The sequence below is a fragment of the Scandinavium sp. NPDC088450 genome (genome assembly GCF_044900545.1).
Classification (GTDB): Bacteria; Pseudomonadota; Gammaproteobacteria; order Enterobacterales; family Enterobacteriaceae; genus Scandinavium.
This window is the reverse complement of record NZ_JBJDNI010000003.1, coordinates 218742-239998: the sequence shown is the minus strand read 5'-3', so window position 1 is coordinate 239998 and position 21257 is coordinate 218742. Positions and strand designations below refer to the sequence as shown.

Below are 21257 nucleotides of genomic sequence, written 5' to 3'. Positions count from 1 at the left end.
GTTATTGCCCTGCCAGCGCGAGGATCACTCGTTCCATGGCCTCTCGGGTCAATTCGCTGCGTTTGATTTTCTGATTGGCCAGTGAGGTGCGCAACACGCCAGCAATCACAATGTGTTTGGGTTCCTGCCCGAGGTCTCGCATCTCCAGCACCACTTTGCCGACGACCCGGCACATTTCCTGATACAACGCGTCATCAGTGTGTTGATTGCCCATTCCCTGCTCCTGCTAACTCATTAATTATCAATTCATTATTGATAATAGCCGTATTCGGCGAGATTTTCGCACAGCGATTCTGTTACAGGTAGCAAAAGATTTGGTAGGGATTTTGTTAAGCGCTATCGTCTTGTTCTGAAACAGCGTTTTCATTTTCTTTTTTACCCGTAACCTCGTATAATACGCGCCGGTTCTTTATTGAATGGTTTCAGCGCATTGGACTGCACAAAAAATAGCTTAAAACTTCATCCTTCCTTCGTAGCTGACAGCCGGGCTCACTTTCCTCTGCACGCTTTTTTGATGTCACCTATCCTTAACTCGTGGCATCGCAACTTTCGTTATACCGGTTTGACTTCGTGGCAGTGCGCCCACGAATCGAGATTCCCCTATCCTTCTCAACTTAAAGACTAAGACTGTCATGAAAAAGACCAAAATCGTTTGTACTATCGGTCCAAAAACCGAATCCGAAGAGATGCTGACCAAAATGCTGGACGCCGGCATGAACGTAATGCGTCTGAACTTTTCCCACGGTGACTACGCTGAACACGGCCAGCGCATCCAGAACTTGCGCAACGTGCTGAGCAAAACCGGTAAGAAAGCAGCCATTCTGCTTGATACCAAAGGTCCGGAAATCCGTACCATCAAGCTGGAAGGCGGTAATGACGTCTCCCTGAAAGCAGGCCAGACCTTTACCTTCACCACCGACAAAACTGTTGTGGGCAACAGCGAAACTGTCGCGGTGACCTACGAAGGTTTCACCACTGACCTGAAAGTCGGCAACACCATTCTGGTTGATGACGGCCTGATCGGCATGGAAGTCACTGCCATCGAAGGCAACAAAGTTATCTGTAAAGTGCTGAACAACGGCGACCTGGGCGAAAACAAAGGCGTTAACCTGCCAGGCGTGTCTATCGCGCTGCCAGCCCTGGCTGAGAAAGACAAACAAGACCTGATCTTCGGTTGCGAGCAAGGCGTTGACTTCGTTGCGGCTTCCTTTATCCGTAAACGTTCTGACGTGCTGGAAATCCGTGAGCACCTGAAAGCGCACGGCGGCGAAAACATCCAGATCATCTCCAAAATTGAAAACCAGGAAGGCCTGAACAACTTCGACGAAATCCTCGAAGCGTCTGACGGCATCATGGTAGCTCGTGGCGACATGGGCGTTGAAATCCCGGTTGAAGAAGTTATCTTCGCGCAGAAGATGATCATCGAAAAATGCGTCCGTGCTCGTAAAGTGGTTATCACTGCGACCCAGATGCTGGATTCCATGATCAAAAACCCACGCCCTACCCGCGCTGAAGCAGGCGATGTGGCGAACGCCATCCTCGACGGCACCGATGCGGTGATGCTGTCTGGCGAATCCGCAAAAGGGAAATACCCGCTGGAAGCTGTGACCATCATGGCGACCATCTGTGAGCGTACTGACCGCGTGATGACCAGCCGTCTGGACTTCAACAACGACAGCCGTAAACTGCGTATCACTGAAGCGGTGTGCCGCGGTGCGGTAGAAACGGCTGAGAAACTGGAAGCGCCACTGATCGTGGTTGCGACCCAGGGCGGTAAATCTGCACGCGCTATCCGTAAATACTTCCCGGATGCGACCATTCTGGCGCTGACCACCAACGAACTGACAGCTCGTCAGCTGGTGCTGTCTAAAGGCGTTAATGCGCAGCTGGTGAAAGAAATCTCTTCTACTGATGATTTCTACCGTCTGGGTAAAGAAGTGGCTCTGCAGAGCGGTCTGGCTCAGAAAGGCGACGTGGTAGTGATGGTTTCTGGTGCTCTGGTACCAAGTGGAACCACCAACACGGCATCTGTTCACGTACTGTAATTATTTCCAGTCGTGTTCATTTATCCGCAAAAGCGCCCTCGTGGCGCTTTTTTTATTCCGTCTATTAGCTACGTTTAATAAAAAAGCAAATCGGATTTCACTATTTAAGTTTTGATTATTTAAGATGAATCCGATGAAACCGCGCTGTTTTCACACAGTTTTTTATCCCTTTTTGTTAAGTTCGATGCTTCTTTGAGCGAACGATCAAAAATAAGCGTATTCCCATCAAAAAAATATTCTCAACCTAAAAAACTTTGTGTAATACTTGTAACGCTACATGGAGATTAACTCAATCTAGAGGGTATTAATAATGAATCGTACTAAACTGGTACTGGGCGCGGTAATCCTGGGTTCTACTCTGCTGGCTGGTTGCTCCAGCAATGCTAAAATCGATCAGCTGTCTTCTGACGTTCAGACTCTGAACGCTAAAGTTGACCAGCTGAGCAACGACGTGAACGCAATGCGTTCTGACGTTCAGGCTGCTAAAGATGACGCAGCTCGCGCTAACCAGCGTCTGGACAACCAGGCTCACTCTTACCGTAAGTAAGAGTACCTGTAATAAAAATGGCGCACACTGTGCGCCATTTTTTTTGCCCTTCTTCTTCCCGCTTTACTGTGTTACCCGCGTTTCATTGGCTGTCGCTGGCATGCCGTTTTTTACAGACAACACAGGCACCGTTCCTGTCGCCGTTGGCGTAGCGCCCTGCGAAACCACTACCGGGTATCCTGCCCGACGATACATCGCTTTATCCACCATGACTTTATCCGTGCCTTTGTCGCTGGCAAACTGGCTGTAACCGACCGGCAGCGTGTAGCTCATCGTCTGGGTGTTCTGCATTTCGCTTTGTGAGAGTGGACGATGCACCTCAATATAGCGCATGCCATTCGGCTCGACTGAATACTTCACAGGCTGATTGATAACCCTGACTGGTGTACCGACACGGACTTGCGCAAACAGCGCTTTGATGTCATCCGCAAACATTCGCATACAGCCCGAGCTGACTCGCAGACCAACGCTGTTTTGCGCATTGGTGCCGTGAATCAGATACTCGCCGTTCCCGAACGCGAGGCGTAGCGCAAAGCGCCCAAGAGGGTTATTTGGCCCAGCGGGTACGACCGGCGGCAGCGTGACACCTTTTTCCAGCGAACGCTGACGTATCCCGGCTGTTGGGGTCCACGTTGGGTTAGGGATTTTCTGCCCCACGCGTGTCGTCATCTCTGGCGTTTCCAGCCCTAACTGACCAATGCCCAGCGGGTAAACCTGCACGCTCTTGCCGTCAGGGGGGAAATAGTAAAGTCGTAACTCCGCCAGATTCACCACAATCCCTTCACGCGGCACATCAGGCAGCAACAGCTGCAACGGGATGATCACCTCCGTGCCCGGCTTCGGTACGGGGGCGATGGTATTGTTGGCTTCGAGAATGATCATCGCTGCGGTATCAAACCGTCGCGCGATGGTTTGCAGGTTGTTATCGCCCTCCTGCACCGTGTAAGTCTGATTCTGCCCGACCAGACGGCTACCGTCGGACGGCAAAGTGTATTCAACCGCTCTGGCGGTCTGAGACGCGCCAAGAGCACCCAACAGCATAAGAGTAATAAGAGACGCGCGTTTCATACTGAGTTTCCCTTTTAGTCACTGACTGACGCCAGAAAGCTGAACGACCAGCGAGGCGGCATCCCCACCTCGCGTAACAGAATGAAAGCTGTATTTTTAGTTTAGCTAAAACTGAGAGCCTGCGTGCGAATTGCACGGATCATGGCTTCGAGCCCCTGCGAACGCGAGGGCGTGAGGTGTTGAGTCAGCGCCATTTGCTCAAACCACGGGCGCACATCAAACGCCAGAATGTCCTGAGCGGTCATCTGGTGATAGAGGATAAACACGATAGCAATCAGCCCTTTAACAATGGCTGCATCGCTATCGCCCTGTAAGACAATGCGCCCCTCTTCATTGCGCTGCATCACTATCCAGACCTGACTCTGACAGCCCTGAATAATGTTGTCCACCGTGTGCGCCTCCGGGCTGAGTGGCGTTAATCGCTGGCCCAACTCAATGATGTACAGGTATTTCTCTTCCCAGTTGGCGCAACGGGCGAAGTTGCGCAACAGTTTGTCTTTGTCCGGCAAGTCGGCCATGTTTGCTCCCTGTTAGCCCAGCAGGCGGTGAATACGTTTTAACCCTGCCACCAGACGGTCCACCTCTTCAACCGTGTTGTACATCGCCAGTGAAGCACGGCACATGGCTGGCACGTTATAAAACGCCATCAGCGGCATGGCGCAGTGGTGCCCGGTGCGGACAGCGATGCCATAGTTATCGAGGAAACTGCCCACGTCATACGCATGATGTTTGCCCAGATTAAAAGCGATCACCCCCAGGCGCGTTTGCGGGCCATACAAAACGATATCTGGCACGCTGGCGAGTTCCGCCATGGCATAGTGCATTAACGTTTGTTCGTAATCGGCAATCTTCTCCAGCCCAAGAGCACTGACATACTCCAGAGCCGCCCCCAGCGCGATAATCCCGCCCGTATTCGGCGTGCCCGCTTCGAACCGCCACGGCGCTTTCGCCCAGGTGGTGCCTTTCGTCAGACTGACGGTCGCAATCATTGAGCCGCCCCCTTCCCACGGTGGCATCTCCTGCAAAATGTCCTCTTTCACATACAGCACGCCAATGCCGGTTGGCCCGTACAGTTTATGGCCGGAGAAGACATAAAAATCACAATCCAGACTCTGCACATCCACCGCGTGGTGCATCACCGCCTGCGCCCCATCAATCAGCGCTTTCGCTCCGTGTTGATGGGCCAGTGAAACCAGTGCTTTTACCGGGTTCTCTGTTCCTAAGACGTTAGAAACCTGAGTGATGGCGAGCAGTTTAGTGTTCTCGTCAAACAATGCAGGCACCGCATCAAGCTGTAGCGTGCCGTCCTGATTCAGTGGGATAACACGCAACTCTGCCCCAACACGCGCGCAAAGCATCTGCCAGGGCACGATATTCGCATGGTGCTCCATTTGGCTGATGATGATGTTATCGCCCTTGCCAACGTTGCTGTTGCCCCAGCTGTTGGCGACGAGGTTGATCCCTTCGGTGGTGCCACGCACGAAAACCAACTCTTCCGGCGACGCCGCATTCAAAAACGTGGCGGCCTGCTGGCGCACTTGCTCCATGCACGTGGTCGCTTCCGCGCTTAGGGTGTGAATGCCGCGATGCACAGCGGCGTAACCGTGGCGATAAAACTCGGCTTCGGCGTCAATCACAGCATTGGGTTTCTGCGCACTGGCGGCACTGTCGAGATACGCCAGCGGTTGCCCATTGACCTCACGGGCAAGCACAGGGAAATCAGCCCTGACCCGTTCAAGGGAAAATGTCATTCGCTTCCTCCCGGTAAACGCTGACCGATACGAGCCAGAATCTGATGTCTGATGGCTTCGTCACTGATCGCTTCAGTGAGTTCGGCGGCAAAGGCGTAAATGATCATCTGCTGCGCATCCTGCTGGTTTATGCCGCGCGAACGCAGATAGAACAGCTGTTCGTCATCAATACGGCCAATCGTTGCCCCATGGCTGCATTTCACGTCGTCCGCGTAGATTTCAAGCTGCGGTTTAGTGTCCACTTCCGACAAGCGCCCTAACAACAGATTGTTGTTGGTCATCTGCCCGTCGGTTTTGATGGCGTGCTGCGCCACGTTAATCAGGCCATTAAACACCGCCCGACCTTTGTCGTTGACGATCGTTTTATGCAGCTGACGGCTGTTACAGTACCCTTTGTTGTGCTCAAGCCACGTTCGCGTGTCGCAGACTTCACTTTTCACCGGCATCGCCAGGCTGTTGATCCGTAGCGTAGTGTTTTCACCATTCAACTGAGTGCTGGTGTTGTGACGAAGCACCGCGCCGCCAAGCAGGAAGCTGTGGCTGTGCGCACTCGCATCCTGGCCTAATTGAATATCGTTGTGCGCGAAGTGGTAACTCTGCGGGTTCTCAAACGCGAGTTTGATATGTTGCAGGTGAGCGCCCGCCGCAACCTGCATGGTCAGGCGTGAACCGGTGAAATGGCGTGTTTCGTTCAGGCTGACAAAATGTTCGATGACCGTCGCTTCAGCGCCCGTTTCCAGTTCAAGATGGTGGCGATAATGCGCGGTATTCATCTCTTCGCCGTCCAGCCCTTGAGTGATATGCATCAGCAGCAGTGGCTTTCCAGGACGCTGGTTTCGCGCCACCTTAATGTGAGTCACCGTCTGCGCAAGACTTTCCGTCAGATGCAGAAAGACTTCAGGCTGCACCGCCGCAGGCAAGCTCTCACGGGCATTATCAACCGTAATCTGCAAAGCGCTGTCAGCCAGTTCATCGCTCAGCTCAGCGCTATACTGACCGTTCACAAAGACCAGCCGTAACGCCTCGACAGGCAATGCCAGCGCATCACGCTGTGCGGTCGTCAACGCCGACTCAGTGCTGACAAAGCGGTTATTCAGCAACCCGTCCAGCGGCGTGTATTTCCAGTTCTCGTGCTTACGCGTTGGCAACCCGAGGCGCAACATCTGTTGCAAATGCTGCTCAGCCTGCGGCGTGCGCGCCTTACCCTGAGCCTCGAACAGATGGTGCCACTGTTGCAGCGCGTTACTGCTGTTCGGTAAGCCAGCCATAGCCTTGCTCCTCGAGTTGTTTCACCAGCGTAAAATCACCGGATTTCACAATACGGCCCTGATACAGCACGTGGACATAATCCGGCTTGATGTAGTCGAGAATGCGCTGATAGTGCGTGACGATGATAAAAGAACGTTTGCCGTCACGCAGGGCATTGACGCCCTCAGAGACAATTTTCAGTGCGTCGATGTCCAGCCCTGAATCTGACTCATCCAGAATGCACAGTTCCGGCTCCAGCACCGCCATTTGCAGAATGTCATTACGCTTTTTCTCACCGCCGGAAAAGCCCACGTTTACGGAACGGGTCAGCAGGTCTTCCGGCATTTTCAGCAGTTTGATTTTCTCTTCCATCAGATCCTGAAAATCAAAGCGGTCGAGCGTGGACTGTCCACGATACTGGCGCACGGCATTCAGAGCCGTTTGCAGGAAGAACTGATTGCTGACGCCGGGAATCTCCACCGGATACTGGAATGCCATAAAGATGCCTTCGCCCGCGCGGTCTTCTGGCGCAAGTTCCAGCAAGTCTTTCCCTTTAAACTCGACGCTACCGCCGGTGACTTCATAATCTTCACGACCCGCTAAAGTGGCGGAAAGCGTGCTTTTCCCGGAACCGTTCGGCCCCATAATGGCATGCACTTCACCCGGGCGAACCTCCAGGCTCAAGCCACGCAGGATTTCTTTGTCTTCTACGGCAACCTGCAAATCTTTAATGCTTAACATGTGTGTCCCTTAATCCTTAACCGACGCTGTGTTCGAGGCTGATAGCCAGCAGTTTTTGCGCTTCAACGGCAAATTCCAGCGGCAGCTCAGAGAAAACGTCCTTACAGAAACCATTGACGATCATCGAGATAGCGTCATCTTCACTGATCCCGCGCTGCAGGCAGTAAAACAGCTGATCTTCACCAATGCGCGAAGTGGTAGCCTCATGCTCCAGCTGAGCCGTGTTGTTACGACACTCGACGTACGGGAAGGTATGCGCCCCGCTGTCTGGCCCAATCAGCATCGAATCGCACTGCGTGAAGTTTCGAGCATTGGTCGCTGTCGGCATGATTTTCACTAAGCCGCGATAGCTGTTCTGGCTGTGCCCGGCGGAGATCCCTTTCGAGATAATGGTCGATTTGGTGTTCTTGCCGATGTGGATCATTTTGGTGCCCGTGTCGGCCTGCTGGTGACCGCTGGTCAGCGCGACAGAGAAAAATTCACCGATGGAGTTATCGCCACGCAAAATGCAGCTCGGGTATTTCCAGGTAATGGCTGAGCCTGTTTCGGACTGCGTCCAGGACATCTTGCTGTTTTCACCTTCGCACAGCGCACGCTTGGTGACGAAGTTCAGGATGCCGCCGGTGTTGTTGTCACCCGGGAACCAGTTCTGCACCGTGGAATATTTCACTTCCGCGTTTTTATGAATGATGACTTCGACCACCGCGGCATGAAGCTGGTAGCTGTCTCGCACCGGCGCAGAGCATCCTTCGATATAGCTGACATAGCTGTCTTCATCGGCCACTAAAATGGTGCGTTCAAACTGGCCGGTTTTCTCCGCGTTGATGCGGAAATAAGTCGACAGTTCCATCGGACAGCGCACACCTTTTGGCACATAAATAAAGGTGCCATCGGAAGCCACCGCCGCGTTCAGGGCCGCGAAGAAATTATCGTTACCGGGCACCACAGTGCCGAGATATTTCTGTACCAGTTCAGGATGATCATGAATAGCTTCACCGAACGAGCAGAAAATAATCCCCTGCTCCGCCAGCTTTTCACGGTAGGTCGTCGCCACCGACACGGAATCGAAAATCGCGTCGACAGCAACCTCACGGCCTTCACGAACAGGCACGCCGAGCTGATTAAACGCGGCCTCAACTTCTTCATTGAGAAACGCATTAGCGCCCGTTTGCTGCACGGCACCGGGCTCTGAGGCACAAGTCTCATCGCAATTGCCGCAAGATGGCGCGGAATAGTAGCTGTAGTCCTGATAATTCAGTTTGTCGTAATGCGCTTTCAACCAGTGAGGTTCTTCCATCTCAAGCCACGCACGGTAGGCGTTTAAACGAAATTCGAGCATCCACTCGGGTTCGTTACGTTTCGCCGAGATAGCGCGCACGACGTCCTCGCTGATCCCTTTCGCCAGCTCATCGGTTTGCAGGTGGGTGAAAAAGCCTTCTTTATAGTTCAGCTGCCCACCGGTCCAGGTTTTGACATCGTCAGTTGCTTCAATATTACGTGACATGGTTACTCCGCCTGCACCCCAAAACTTTCACCACAGCCGCATTCATGCTGTGCTTTCGGGTTATGGAACTTAAAGATCTGGTTTAAGCCTTCACGCACATAATCGACTTCGGTACCGTCAATAAAAGGCATGGCCTGCAAAGGCACCCACAATTTCGCGCCATCCGATTCAAACAGCAGATCGTCGGCTTTCGGTTCCGTGACCGTGTCCAGCACGTAAGCAAAACCTGCGCAGCCGGAGGTTTTGATCCCAAGCCTGATCCCCTGCACATTTTGCTTTGCCGCAAGCTCACGAACATGCGCAGCGGCTTCTGGCGTCATGCTGATGCCACGCCAGGCAAAATCGGCAGGATTGAAGGTTTCTGATTGCAATTCCATAGGTTCACCTTATGAGTTGAAGCCACCAGGGCATACCGCCATGGTAGTGATAATGATTATCACTTCAACCCCTTGCCAGCAGGGGCTTTCCCCGGAATCACCCTTTTTGGGGGCTTTCACTAAGCATAGACCCTGTGCGCGGAGAGCGTTGTCATCGATTTAATTGTTCAATACTTTGAAAAATAATGACTTTATTGTGAGCGACCCGCAAATTCGGCGGTTTTTAAAAGATGTATAGAAAATATCTATTTATGAGATAGGGTTTACGGGGGTTCAGCCAACAAAAAAGCCCTGCGGTCAGAGCAGACGCGCAGGGCTTTCGGTGAAAACAGTCAGATCAATAAAGCGAGGACTGGCCAGCCGGGCGAGTCTTAAAGCGCCTGTGCACCCAAAGATACTGCTCTGGCGCACGAAGGATTTCTTTTTCAATCACTTTGTTCATGTAGCTTGCGGCTTTGAACTCGTCTTCAATCGGGTAATCGGTCATCAGTTCGCTGATGTGCAGGCTGTAACCACGGTTATTGGCTTTACGCACCATGGTAATGCTCAGCAGATCAGCACCGGAGAGGCGTGAAAGCACGTAGGTACCGTTGGTCGTCGCCGCCTCAGGAACCGAGAAGAACGGTGCAAAAGTACTGCCTTTCGGGCCGTAATCCTGATCCGGGGCAAACCACACCGCTTCGCCGTCTTTCAGCGCACTCACCAGCCCGCGCAAATTACGACGGTCGATCATGGCCTTATTGGAACGAAGGCGACCTTTGGTTTGCACCCATTCCATCATTTTGCTGTTATGCGGACGGTAAGTTGCCATCATCGGACGGCACAATCCCATCGCACGGCCACCCAATTCAAGCGACATAAAATGCACCCCTACTACCATTACGCCTTTTTTATCTTCCAGCGCGCGAGTGAGGTTGGCATAGCCTTCTACATCAAACCATTTTTTAACCCGGGCATCGCTCCAGAACCAGGCCATTCCCGTTTCTATTAATCCCATTCCTAAAGAAATAAAATTCTGTTCAATTAATTTCTCTTTCGCTTCCCCATTCATGTCAGGGAAACAGAGCGATATATTTCTTGACGCTATCTTTTCCCTTCTTTTCAAAAAGGGGCGTGAGGCACGGCCCAGGGAGGAGCCAATGATATACAGCAGCGGATAAGGGAGTTGTACGATCAGCCAGAGCACGCCTAAACCAAACCAGGTGAGCCAGTTACGGGGGTGCAGCAGCGTTGTGTCGAAGGCTTTTGCCATCGTTAATTCCTGTAAGCATGTGAACCAGTAGCGCATAAGGAAAAAACGAAGAAAATCATCAATCTTTAGGCGATACAGAACAAATTTTCACGTTGCTCAAAAAACAGAGTTCTGAGTCGAACGCCAAAAATCTCCCGATAAACTGAGTCCATATAAGAGATAAAAGCAGGTTTCGTTGTGGCAGGGTTAACTGCCTGGAGGCAGGATGCTACATTCGTTTAAAAAAAGATAGTGAATTAATCTGAAGCTCACCTTAAGTGCTCATTTATAAAACGAGAAATGTCTGATATTTAATTACGAATAATTACACTGCTAATGATTATTGATTTTGGTCATGCTGTTTATTAAGACAATTCGTCAGAAATAATGAAGAAAAGCACCGCGGTGCGGTGCTTTTTCAGGATCTTCTTTGTTCAATTTATCTCAACATTGCCTTAAACCACGGCCGTTGTCAGACGAGAGGTGCAGCACAATTTACCGTGCTCATCGAAGATCTCAATTTGCCACACCTGATGCCTGCGTCCGGCATGCAATGCTTTGCAAACACCGCGCACTCGCCCATCCCGAACAGAGCGCAGATGATTGGCGTTCACTTCCACGCCCACCACTTTTTCATCGCCCTGTGTGCAGAGATAGCCCGCCACGGAACCCAGAGTTTCTGCCAGCACCACTGAAGCACCGCCGTGTAACAGGCCAAATGGCTGATGCGTGCGGCTGTCGACCGGCATAGAGGCTTCCAGACTGTCTTCGCCAATATGCTCGAAGCGAATATCGAGCAGCCCGACCATATTGCCTTCGCTCATGGCATTCAGGCTTTCTAGCGTGGCGGTACGTTTCCAGATCATCCCATAATCTCCAGTAATGCCTGTAACGGATGGCGCACACCGCTGCCTTCAACACGTTTCACCTGGCTGCGGCAGGAGTAACCTGTCGCCAGACAGCGATTACGCGGCAAACGCTGCATCGCCTGCTGCCAGGAAAGTGCGTAGATGCCGAGCGAGTTTTCATGATTCTGGACTTCGTGCCCATACGTCCCTGCCATTCCGCAACAGCCGACGTTGACGCTTTCCAGTTTCGCCCCAAACCGGGCAAAGATTGCCGCCCACTGTTTCGGTGCCATCGGCAGCGCCGTGACTTCAGTACAGTGACCGAAGAGGTACCAGGATTCGCCACTGACCTCAGGCATGTCGCTATTTTCCAGCGCTTTTGGCAACCATTCGTGAACCAGTTGCACCTGGAAATCACCGCGCTTATCCGCCAACGTCTGCTTGTACTCATCGCGGTAACACAGCACCAGCGCCGGGTCGACACCGACCATTGGCATGCCAAGTTCTGCAATTCGGTTCAGGAAATCAGCCGTCTTTTGCGCTGTTTTGGCGAAGCGAGCGAGGAAACCTTTAATGTGCTGCGCTTTGCCGTTTGGCGAGAAGGGCAACACCACAGGCTGGTAGCCCACACGTTCAACCAGACGAACAAAATCCGCCACCACTTGCGCATCGTAATAGCTGGTAAAAGGATCCTGTACCACCAGCACCGTTTTCGCTTTCTGTTCCGGCGACAGCGCTTCAAGCTGCTCCAGGGTCAGGTTCGCCGAGCGGTGCCCCACCATCTGCTGTTGCAGTGACGGCACGGAGAGCAGCGGCAAGTCGATCATCCCGATGTGTTTTTTCGACAGGCTTTTCACCCACGGCTGGCTGATGAAGAAGTTGAACGTCTTCGGCGCTCGCGCCATCAGCGGTGCATAGTTTTCCACCGTGGCGACAACATGATCGCGCAGCGGGCGCAGATAGCGAGTGTGGTAAAGCTGCAAGAAACGCGAACGGAACTCCGGCACGTCAATCTTGATGGGGCACTGCGTCGAACACGCTTTACAGGCCAGACAGCCGGACATCGCCTCTTTCACTTCGTGAGAAAAATCATATTCTCCTTTGCTGGCATGCCAGGTATTGCGAGTCCGTTCGATCAATGAGCGCAGGCTGGCACGTTTTTCCGGCAGCTCTTTCTCAAGCTTGAGCGGGTCAACGCCGCGATCGGCCAACAAACGCAGCCACTCACGCGTCAGCGTGGCGCGGCCTTTCGGCGAATGCATGCGGTTGCTGGTGATTTTCATCGACGGACACATCGGGCTGTTCACATCGAAATTAAAGCACAGGCCGTTGCCGTTACACTCCATCGCGCCGCGCCAGGATGAACGTACCGCAATAGGAATTTGTCTGTCGAACGTCCCACGCTTCACCGCATCGACTTTCATCATTGGATCGTCAATGCCCTCAGGCGGGCAGATTTTCCCCGGGTTCAGACGATTATTCGGGTCGAATGCCGCTTTCACTTTGCGCAGTTCGCCATACAGCGTTTCACCAAAGAACGCCGGGCTGTATTCAGCACGGAAGCCCTTACCGTGTTCTCCCCACAGCAAACCGCCGTATTTGGCTGTCAACGCCACCACATCATCCGAGATCTGCTTCATCAGGATCTCTTGTTGCGGGTCACACATATCCAGTGCAGGACGAACGTGCAACACTCCGGCGTCCACATGGCCGAACATGCCGTAGCTCAGGCCGTGACCGTCCAGCAAAGCACGAAACTCAGCGATATAATCCGCCAGATGTTCAGGCGGCACGCAGGTATCTTCCGCAAACGGAATCGGTTTGGCGGCCCCTTTGGCATTGCCTAACAATCCCACCGCTTTTTTACGCATCGCGTAGATTCGTTCGATACCGTCAAGCTCATTGCAAAGCTGCCAGCCAATCACGCCGCCTTCACTCGCCGCTATCAGCGCATCAAGACGTTCACACAGTGCGCTGACCTGGCTTTCGATCAGCGCCTCATCATCTCCGGCAAATTCAACGATGTTGAGGCCCAGCATCTCTTTATCGGGCACATCGGTGATCAGCTCGCTCACCGAATGCCAGACGATATCTTCCCGCGCCAGATTCAGCACTTTTGAATCGACGGTTTCGACCGACAACGCCCTCGCATCCACCATAAACGGGGCATTACGCAGCGCGGAGTCGAACGAATCGTACTTCACATTCACCAGACGGCGAACTTTTGGCAGGCGGGTGATATCCAGCCGCGCCTCGGTAATGAAGGCCAGCGTGCCTTCGGAGCCAGTCAGAATGCGGGTTAAATCGAACTCACTCATCTCATCATTAAAGACATGGCGCAAGTCGTAGCCCGTCAGGAAACGGTTGAGTTTGGGGAATTTGTCGATAATCAGCTGACGGTTTTCTTTGCAGCGTTCATACACGGTGCGGTAAATGCGCCCGCTGGCGGACTGCTCTTTGGCGAGCGTTTCGGCCAGCAGCACCGGAACGGGCTGAGTATCAAGAATATCGCCGCCCAGCAGGACGGCGCGAACGCCTAACACATGATCAGACGTTTTACCGTACACCAGCGAACCCTGGCCGGACGCATCAGTATTAATCATGCCACCAAGCGTGGCACGGTTGCTCGTTGAGAGCTCCGGTGCAAAGAAATAGCCATAAGGTTTGAGAAACTGATTAAGCTGATCTTTGATGACCCCCGCTTCGACGCGCACCCAACCCTCTTCCGGGTTGATTTCGATGATGCGGTTCATGTAGCGGGAAAGATCGATAACGATGCCCTGATTCAGGGACTGACCGTTGGTGCCTGTCCCGCCGCCGCGTGGGGTAAAGACCAGAGAGCGGAAACGCTCTTCGTCGGCGATGCGTGACAGCAGCGCGACATCAGCAGTAGAACGGGGAAAAACCACGGCATCGGGAAGGAGCTGATAAATGCTGTTATCCGTTGCCATCGTCAGCCTGTCGGCGTAACGGGTGGCGGTATCGCCGGTAAAACCTTGTTGCTCCAGTGCCTGCAAAAAATTCAACACCAGCTGAACGACGCCGGGTGCCTGAGAAATTTGTGGGATCATGACGCTCGACCCTGCCTGACTAAGTTGTGGATGGTTGTGTTAGGTCTGTTTTATCGTTTGCGTATTGCTCCTTCGTTGTATCACATTTTTTCCTTATACGCTTATTGGATTTTGCAGCGATCATGATCGCGAAATTGTTGATATTATTATCAGTAAACGGATTTATCTCCCGTACCCATTTTGGGTGCTTTTTAAAGGTACAAACTGTATGACAACCGTTCATCGGCCCCGTGATATACCGCAGATCCTGCTGTCGGTATTGTTTTTAAGCCTCATGATTGTGGCCTGTCTGTGGATAGTCCAGCCCTTCATTCTTGGCTTTGCCTGGGCCGCGATGGTGGTGATTGCCACCTGGCCTGTTCTGATCAAGCTCCAGCGTCTGCTGTTCGGTCGCCGCTCTCTGGCGGTATTAGTGATGACGCTGCTGCTGTTTTTGCTGTTTGTTATCCCGATTGCGCTGTTGGTTAACAGCCTGGTGGATGGCAGCACGCCACTGGTGCATGCTGTTACCACGGGTAACCTGACGCCTCCGGATCTCGGCTGGCTGAACAGCATTCCGTTTATTGGTGCAAAACTGTATTCAGGCTGGCATAGCCTGCTGGATATGGGCGGAACTGCCATCATGGCGAAAGTGCGTCCTTATATCGGCACCACCACCACCTGGTTTGTGGGTCAGGCGGCGCATATCGGTCGCTTTATGATGCACTGCGCCTTGATGCTGTTGTTCAGCGCCCTGCTTTACTGGCAGGGCGAAAAAGTGGCATTTGGTGTGCGCTACTTCGCCACGCGTCTTGCTTCCAAACGCGGTGATGCCGCGGTACTGCTGGCAGGTCAGGCTATTCGTGCCGTTGCACTTGGTGTTGTTGTTACCGCGCTGGTTCAGGCCGTATTGGGCGGCATCGGTCTGGCTATCAGCGGTGTGCCTTACGCCACGCTGCTGACCGTGGTGATGATCTTCTCCTGCCTGGTTCAGCTTGGCCCACTGATTGTGCTCATTCCTTGCATCATCTGGCTGTACTGGACGGGTGATACCACCTGGGGCACCGTGCTGCTGGTCTGGAGCTGTGTGGTGGGTACGATGGACAACTTCATCCGCCCGATGCTGATTCGTATGGGCGCTGATTTGCCGATGGTGCTTATTCTGACTGGCGTTATCGGCGGCTTGATTGCCTTTGGCATGATCGGGCTGTTTATTGGGCCGGTGCTGCTCGCGGTGACCTGGCGTCTGTTTGATGCCTGGGTTCGTGAAATTCCGCCACCGTCTGAAGACCAGGATGAAGTGCTTGAGGAGCTGGAAGAGCTCGAAGCCAGCCATCAAAAGCTTGATAACTAAATAATTTCGGCCCGGGAATAGTAACTTTCCCGGGCTAAATACTTAAGCATCGCTAATCATTAACAGCCCGTCGACTGCACTCAGCACTTCTCTCTCGCTGAATCGCCCGCTTTCGCGTCTCAAATTCTTTACCTCTTTTTAACTATTAAGACCAATCTGATCGACGCAAAAATTCTCCATGCCTACTATTAGCTCAAGGTTATAAATCAACACCTTGATTTATAAGCATGGAAATCCCCTGAGTGAAACAACGAATTGCTGTGTGTAGTCTTTGCCCATCTCCCACGATGGGCCTTTTTTTTATCCGCGTTTCACCTCACAGCGGCTCATCATGCGCCAATCTTCTGGTAAAACCCGCGTTTCACCGCTCACTGTTGCCGTTATCGAACCATGAATATCCGTGGATGAAGTTCCAATCATCAGTTCAAACTCACCGGGTTCGACTATTCGCTTCCCATTACGCGCAGTGAAATTGAGCATATCGACAGGCACCGTAAATGTCAGGCTCGCCGATTCCCCTGCTGCCAGTGACACACGTTGAAAGGCTTTCAGCTCTTTGACCGGCCGCACCATTGAGGCCACTTTGTCGCGCACATACAGTTGCAGCACTTCGCTGCCGTGGCGTTCGCCCTTGTTGGTGATAGCGATACGCACTGAAATTTCCCCTTTCGGCGTCACTTCAGGTGTCAGCAATTCAGGCTGACCGAAGCTAAATTGCGCCCACCCTTTACCATAACCAAACGGATAGCGGCTGCCGAAGTGGAAGGCGAAAGGCGTTCCGCCACTTTTCAGTTTGTGGTTGTAGTAATACGGCATTGCCCCGGCGCTTTTCGGCACGCTGACCACTAATCTTCCCTGAGGCTCAGCTCGCCCTGTCAGCACGTCGGCTATCGCCCAGCCGCCTTCCTGGCCTGGCGCCCAGGCCATCAACAAGGCAGCCACTTTGTCTTCCAGCCCTTGCAGGTGATAAGGCCGACCGCCGGTCATCACCACAATCACCTGTTTCCCGGTTGCCACCAACGCTTCGAGTAACTGTTGCTGCACGCCGGGCAATTCCAGCGAATCAGTATCAGATCCTTCGCCCACCGTTCCACTCTGGAATAAGCCAGCCAGATCGCCCACGCAGGCCACCACCACGTCGCTTTCCTGGGCGATGTGAACGGCTTCAGGGATCAGCGAAGTATCGAAAGAAACGGGTGAGTGCTGCATCGGCTTGCCGCTGCTGTCTCCCGGAAACACTGGCGCGCCTGCCATACGCGTTTCAATAATATGGCAGCCTTTGGCGTAGCGAACATTCTGCTCACCCAGAGACTGGCGCAGTGCGTTGAGCGGCGTAGTGACCTGAGAAGTCTCTTCCAGCATGTCGCTGATAATGAGATGCACCGGGAAGCTGTAACCGCTAAGCAACGCTAACGGATCGTCAGCCGTCGGGCCAACCACCGCAACACGGGGTTTTCCTGCCAGCGGTAACACCCCGTTATTTTCCAGCAGTGTGATCGACTGAGTTGCTATATCGCGTGCTGCCTGGCGCGTAATAGCGCTCTGCAATTCAATGGCGTTTTCGTCCGCATAAGGCTGTTCGAACAGGCCGAGGCGGAATTTTTCGGTGAGCGTGCGAGCCACAATTTCGTCGACTTTCTGCATCGAGATAAGCCCTCGCTCCACGGCTTGCGCCAGATGACGAGCACAGTCATCCTTGGGCAATTCGACATCAAGCCCGGCATTAAACGCCAGCGCCGCAGATTCTGCCGCATCATGTGAAACGCCGTGGTGCTGATGCAACAGGCTAACACCGCCGTAATCAGCCACCACGATGCCGTCGAACCCCCATTTTTCACGCAGAATGTCGGTTAACAGGAAGTGATCGCTGTGCCCTGGCTGATTGTCGATATCGTGATAAGCGGGCATAACAGACCCGGCATTCGCCAGCTTGACGGCCATTTCGAAGGGCAGCAGGAACGTGTCATTGAGTTCACAAAAGCCCAGGTGCACCGGGGCATGATTGCGCGCACCTTCGCTGAAGGAGTGTCCTACATAATGTTTTAGCGTTGCCAGCACATCACGTTTTTTGCCCTGTAATCCCTCAACATAAGCACAGGCCATCACGCCAACTAACCACGGATCTTCGCCAAACGTTTCCTCTGTGCGGCCCCAGCGAACATCGCGGGAGACATCCAGAACCGGCGCTAATCCCTGATGACACCCCGTCGAACGGGCTTCCTGACCAATACATTCTGCTGCATGACGAACCAGCTCTGGGTCCCAGGTTGAGCCGTAGTTCAGCGAGGAAGGAAACAGCGTGGCGTCCTTACAGAGCAAGCCCACCAGGCACTCTTCATGAAACAGCGCGGGGATGCCGAGTCGGGTTTCTTCCACCAGCATTTTTTGCAGGCGATTCGCCGCCTTTACGCCCGTTCTGGCATCCACAATGTGCGTCCCAAGCGGGCGCGTGATTTGCCCCACCCCAAGCTTCAGCCGTTCGTTTAAAGAGGCCTGTTCAGACACACCAGCAAACTCATCGCTCATATCTGAACGCTCGCGGTGATCGCCCTGAACGCTGAGCACCAGCCAGTAAGCGTGCATCTGGGCAAATTTTTCTTCCGGCGTCATTCGCGCCAGTAAATCGGCAACACGGTCGGCAACGGGACGCTGCGCATCTTTGTAGAGAGCGGTCATCTTTGACTCCTGAGTGCGTGAAAGGAAAGGCTAAGGCACTCAGTATTGGAAAGGCGCCGCAGACCGACAATTGCAGAATTGACCAGCGGTTTTATGATTTTTTGTTTTTTGCCAGGAGTGTGATCCGCCGCAAGGCGTTGAACGCGGGATAAAAAAATCCCCGGACAGTGCCGGGGAGTGAGAGGCGATTATTTTTTCAGTTCAGCCAGGCTGAGCCACGTCTGTACGACGGTGTCCGGGTTAAGCGAAAGGCTATCGATGCCTTCTTCCATCAGCCACGCGGCAAAGTCTTCGTGATCCGATGGCCCCTGGCCGCAAATGCCGACATATTTGCCCTGCTTCTTAGCCGCGCGAATCGACATCGACAGCAGTGCTTTCACCGCTTCGTTGCGCTCATCAAACAGCTCAGAGACCACGCCGGAGTCACGATCCAGACCCAGAGCCAGCTGCGTCATGTCGTTCGAGCCAATCGAGAAGCCGTCAAAGTGTTCGAGGAACTGTTCCGCCAACAGTGCGTTGGACGGGATTTCACACATCATGATGATCTTCAGCCCGTTCTCACCGCGCTTCAGCCCCTGGCGCGCCAGTTCGTCCACCACGGCTTTCGCCTGGTCAACGGTACGCACGAACGGGATCATGATTTCCACGTTGGTCAGCCCCATCTCATTGCGCACGCGCTTAACGGCGTCGCACTCAAGCGCGAAGCAATCACGGAAGCTGTCCGATACGTAACGGCCTGCCCCACGGAAGCCCAGCATTGGGTTTTCTTCTTCCGGTTCGTAACGCTCGCCGCCCACCAGGTTGGCGTATTCGTTAGATTTGAAGTCGGACAGGCGCACAATCACACGTTTCGGATAGAACGCCGCACCCAGCGTCGCGATGCCTTCTGTCAGACGACCCACATAGAACTCTTTCGGTGAATCGTAGCCTTTCATCATCTCGCGGATTTCGGCCTGCAGCTTCGCGTCCTGATCGTCGAACTCCAGCAGCGCACGCGGGTGCACGCCAATCATACGGTTGATGATGAACTCCAGACGCGCCAGCCCCACGCCTTCGTTTGGTAAGCAGGCGAAGTCAAACGCACGATCCGGGTTACCGACGTTCATCATGATTTTCAGCGGCAGATCCGGCATGGTATCGACGCTGGAGCTCTTCACGCTGAAGTCGAGCATATCGGCGTAAACGTAGCCGGTATCGCCTTCCGCACAGGAGACGGTAACTTTCTCATCATCCTTCATGCGTTCAGTTGCATCACCGCAACCCACCACCGCTGGAATGCCCAGTTCACGGGCGATAATCGCCGCATGACAGGTTCGCCCGCCACGGTTGGTGACAATGGCGGCGGCCTTTTTCATGATCGGTTCCCAGTCCGGGTCGGTCATGTCGGTGACCAGTACGTCACCCGGCTGAATGCGGTTCATTTCGCTGATGTCGTGAATCACTTTCACCGGGCCCGCACCAATGCGATGCCCGATAGCACGGCCTTCAGCAATGATTTTCCCGTGAGCGTGAAGGGTATAACGCTCCATCACCTGTCCACGCGAACGTACGGTTTCCGGGCGAGCCTGTACGATAAACAGTTTGCCGGTATGCCCGTCTTTGGCCCATTCGATATCCATCGGACGACCGTAATGTTTTTCAATCTGCACCGCTTGCTTCGCCAGTTCCTGCACTTCTTCGTTGGTCAATGAGAAGCGGTCGCGATCGGCCTGCGGCACATCTTCGATTCGGACTTGCTTGCCATGCTCCTGAGTCGGGGCATATACCATACGGATTTTTTTCGAGCCCATGGTACGGCGCACAATCGACGGGCGATTGGCGGCAAGCGTGGGTTTATGCACATAGAACTCATCCGGGTTTACCGCACCCTGCACCACCATTTCGCCCAGACCGAAGGCGGAGGTGATAAACACCACCTGATCAAAGCCGGATTCAGTATCGATGGAGAACATCACGCCGGAAGAGGCAAGATCAGAGCGAACCATACGCTGAACGCCCGCAGACAGCGCTACGCCGCGATGGTCATAGCCCTGGTGCACGCGGTAAGAGATGGCGCGGTCGTTGAACAAAGAAGCAAAAACATGCTTCACGGCCACCAGCACGGCGTCGTAGCCCTGCACGTTTAGGAACGTTTCCTGCTGGCCCGCGAAGGAAGCATCCGGCATGTCTTCGGCCGTCGCGGAAGAACGCACGGCAAATGAGGCTTCCGCATCATCAGCTGAAAGCTGGTCGTAAGCCTGATGAATGGCCTTCTCCAGCTCAGGCTGGAAAGGAGTATCGATGATCCACTGACGGATTTGTGCCCCGGCTTTCGCCAGTGCGGTGACGTCGTCAATGTCGGTTTCGTCCAGCAATTGATAAATACGCTGGTTAACGCCGCTCTGGTCGAGGAACTGATTGAAAGCATCAGCCGTAGTGGCAAAGCCGTTCGGGACGCTAACGCCCAAATCGGACAAATTCGTAATCATTTCACCCAGGGAGGCATTTTTGCCCCCAACGCTGTCTACATCATTCATGCCGAGTTGGTTGTACCAAAGCACCAGCGGTGACGAGCCATTGTTGGACATCGAAATAATTCCTTATATGAATTAAGAAAAATGCCAGAAGAGCACTGGCTTCGTTATTTATCCTGCCATAATTAACCCGGCTGAAAAAACGGTGAATCGTTCAAGCAAATTATTTTTCCCTTTTTTCAGACAGATCCCCTCTTTAGCTTAACTCCATGATTCATCAGCATTCCCACACCAAATGGCGGTCTATATACCGCTCACTGAAAATGAACAACCCTTTTCATTAAAAATAAAAATACCGTTTCAT

General features: G+C 53.3%; 16 protein-coding genes and 1 other RNA gene. 4 read left to right on the top strand and 13 right to left on the bottom strand.

Translation table 11 applies throughout. The features are described 5' to 3' along the window. Position 1: 1 nt before the first annotated feature. On the bottom strand, positions 2–214 hold the full coding sequence (fumD, locus tag ACI2I2_RS05130) for a fumarate hydratase FumD (RefSeq protein ID WP_404656907.1): 213 nt from the start codon (positions 212–214) through the stop codon (positions 2–4). 418 nt (positions 215–632) lie between these two features. Here fumD and pykF point away from each other — a divergent pair, with 418 nt between their 5' ends. Both pykF and ACI2I2_RS05120 read left to right on the top strand, forming a co-directional pair. Beyond that, entirely contained in the window at positions 633–2045 is a 1413-nt protein-coding gene (gene pykF / locus ACI2I2_RS05125) for a pyruvate kinase PykF (protein WP_404656906.1), read from the top strand. A gap of 310 nt (positions 2046–2355) precedes the next feature. Further along, complete coding sequence (locus ACI2I2_RS05120; protein WP_002908860.1) at positions 2356–2592, top strand: major outer membrane lipoprotein; 237 nt, start codon at positions 2356–2358, stop codon at positions 2590–2592. A gap of 63 nt (positions 2593–2655) precedes the next feature. On the opposite strand, the gene ACI2I2_RS05115 is transcribed toward ACI2I2_RS05120, so the two are convergent. From ACI2I2_RS05115 to ACI2I2_RS05070, 10 genes are all read right to left on the bottom strand, one after another. Then, complete coding sequence (locus tag ACI2I2_RS05115; protein WP_404656905.1) at positions 2656–3660, bottom strand: L,D-transpeptidase family protein; 1005 nt, start codon at positions 3658–3660, stop codon at positions 2656–2658. Between the two features lie 101 nt (positions 3661–3761). Next, positions 3762–4178, bottom strand: coding sequence for a cysteine desulfuration protein SufE (sufE, locus tag ACI2I2_RS05110; RefSeq protein ID WP_404656904.1), 417 nt, complete (start codon positions 4176–4178; stop codon positions 3762–3764). A gap of 12 nt (positions 4179–4190) precedes the next feature. Then, positions 4191–5411, bottom strand: coding sequence for a cysteine desulfurase SufS (sufS, locus tag ACI2I2_RS05105; RefSeq protein ID WP_404656903.1), 1221 nt, complete (start codon positions 5409–5411; stop codon positions 4191–4193). Then, entirely contained in the window at positions 5408–6679 is a 1272-nt protein-coding gene (gene sufD / locus ACI2I2_RS05100; RefSeq protein WP_404656902.1) for a Fe-S cluster assembly protein SufD, read from the bottom strand. The genes sufS and sufD overlap by 4 nt, the downstream gene beginning before the upstream one ends. Beyond that, complete coding sequence (gene sufC, locus ACI2I2_RS05095) at positions 6654–7400, bottom strand: Fe-S cluster assembly ATPase SufC (protein ID WP_404656901.1); 747 nt, start codon at positions 7398–7400, stop codon at positions 6654–6656. The genes sufD and sufC overlap by 26 nt, the downstream gene beginning before the upstream one ends. Before the next feature lie 16 nt (positions 7401–7416). Continuing rightward, the gene (gene sufB / locus ACI2I2_RS05090; RefSeq protein ID WP_330982643.1) at positions 7417–8904 is read right to left on the bottom strand and encodes a Fe-S cluster assembly protein SufB; all 1488 of its coding nucleotides are present in this window, start codon (positions 8902–8904) and stop codon (positions 7417–7419) included. A 2-nt stretch (positions 8905–8906) separates the two neighbouring features. Further along, complete coding sequence (sufA, locus tag ACI2I2_RS05085; protein ID WP_330982644.1) at positions 8907–9281, bottom strand: Fe-S cluster assembly scaffold SufA; 375 nt, start codon at positions 9279–9281, stop codon at positions 8907–8909. A gap of 337 nt (positions 9282–9618) precedes the next feature. Continuing rightward, a complete protein-coding gene (gene lpxP / locus ACI2I2_RS05080; protein ID WP_404656900.1) occupies positions 9619–10533 on the bottom strand; it encodes a kdo(2)-lipid IV(A) palmitoleoyltransferase in 915 nt (304 codons plus the stop codon). 434 nt (positions 10534–10967) lie between these two features. Beyond that, positions 10968–11378 (bottom strand): 1,4-dihydroxy-2-naphthoyl-CoA hydrolase, encoded by a 411-nt coding sequence (menI, locus tag ACI2I2_RS05075; RefSeq protein WP_404656899.1) that lies wholly within the window; start codon positions 11376–11378, stop codon positions 10968–10970. Next, positions 11375–14431, bottom strand: a complete 3057-nt coding sequence (locus tag ACI2I2_RS05070) for an FAD-binding and (Fe-S)-binding domain-containing protein (RefSeq protein ID WP_404656898.1) — start codon at positions 14429–14431, stop codon at positions 11375–11377. Before ACI2I2_RS05070 ends, menI begins: the two co-directional genes overlap by 4 nt. A gap of 208 nt (positions 14432–14639) precedes the next feature. On the opposite strand from ACI2I2_RS05070, the gene ydiK reads away from it, so the two are divergent. Continuing rightward, positions 14640–15764, top strand: a complete 1125-nt coding sequence (gene ydiK / locus ACI2I2_RS05065; protein WP_404656897.1) for an AI-2E family transporter YdiK — start codon at positions 14640–14642, stop codon at positions 15762–15764. Between the two features lie 195 nt (positions 15765–15959). Then, positions 15960–16067: antisense sRNA RprA (gene rprA, locus ACI2I2_RS05060), an RNA gene on the top strand. On the opposite strand, the gene ACI2I2_RS05055 is transcribed toward rprA, so the two are convergent. Beyond that, a complete protein-coding gene (locus ACI2I2_RS05055; RefSeq protein ID WP_404656896.1) occupies positions 16065–18440 on the bottom strand; it encodes a glycoside hydrolase family 3 N-terminal domain-containing protein in 2376 nt (791 codons plus the stop codon). The two genes, rprA and ACI2I2_RS05055, sit on opposite strands and share 3 nt — an antisense overlap. A gap of 188 nt (positions 18441–18628) precedes the next feature. Beyond that, the gene (ppsA, locus tag ACI2I2_RS05050; protein ID WP_404656895.1) at positions 18629–21007 is read right to left on the bottom strand and encodes a phosphoenolpyruvate synthase; all 2379 of its coding nucleotides are present in this window, start codon (positions 21005–21007) and stop codon (positions 18629–18631) included. Positions 21008–21257: the final 250 nt, after the last annotated feature.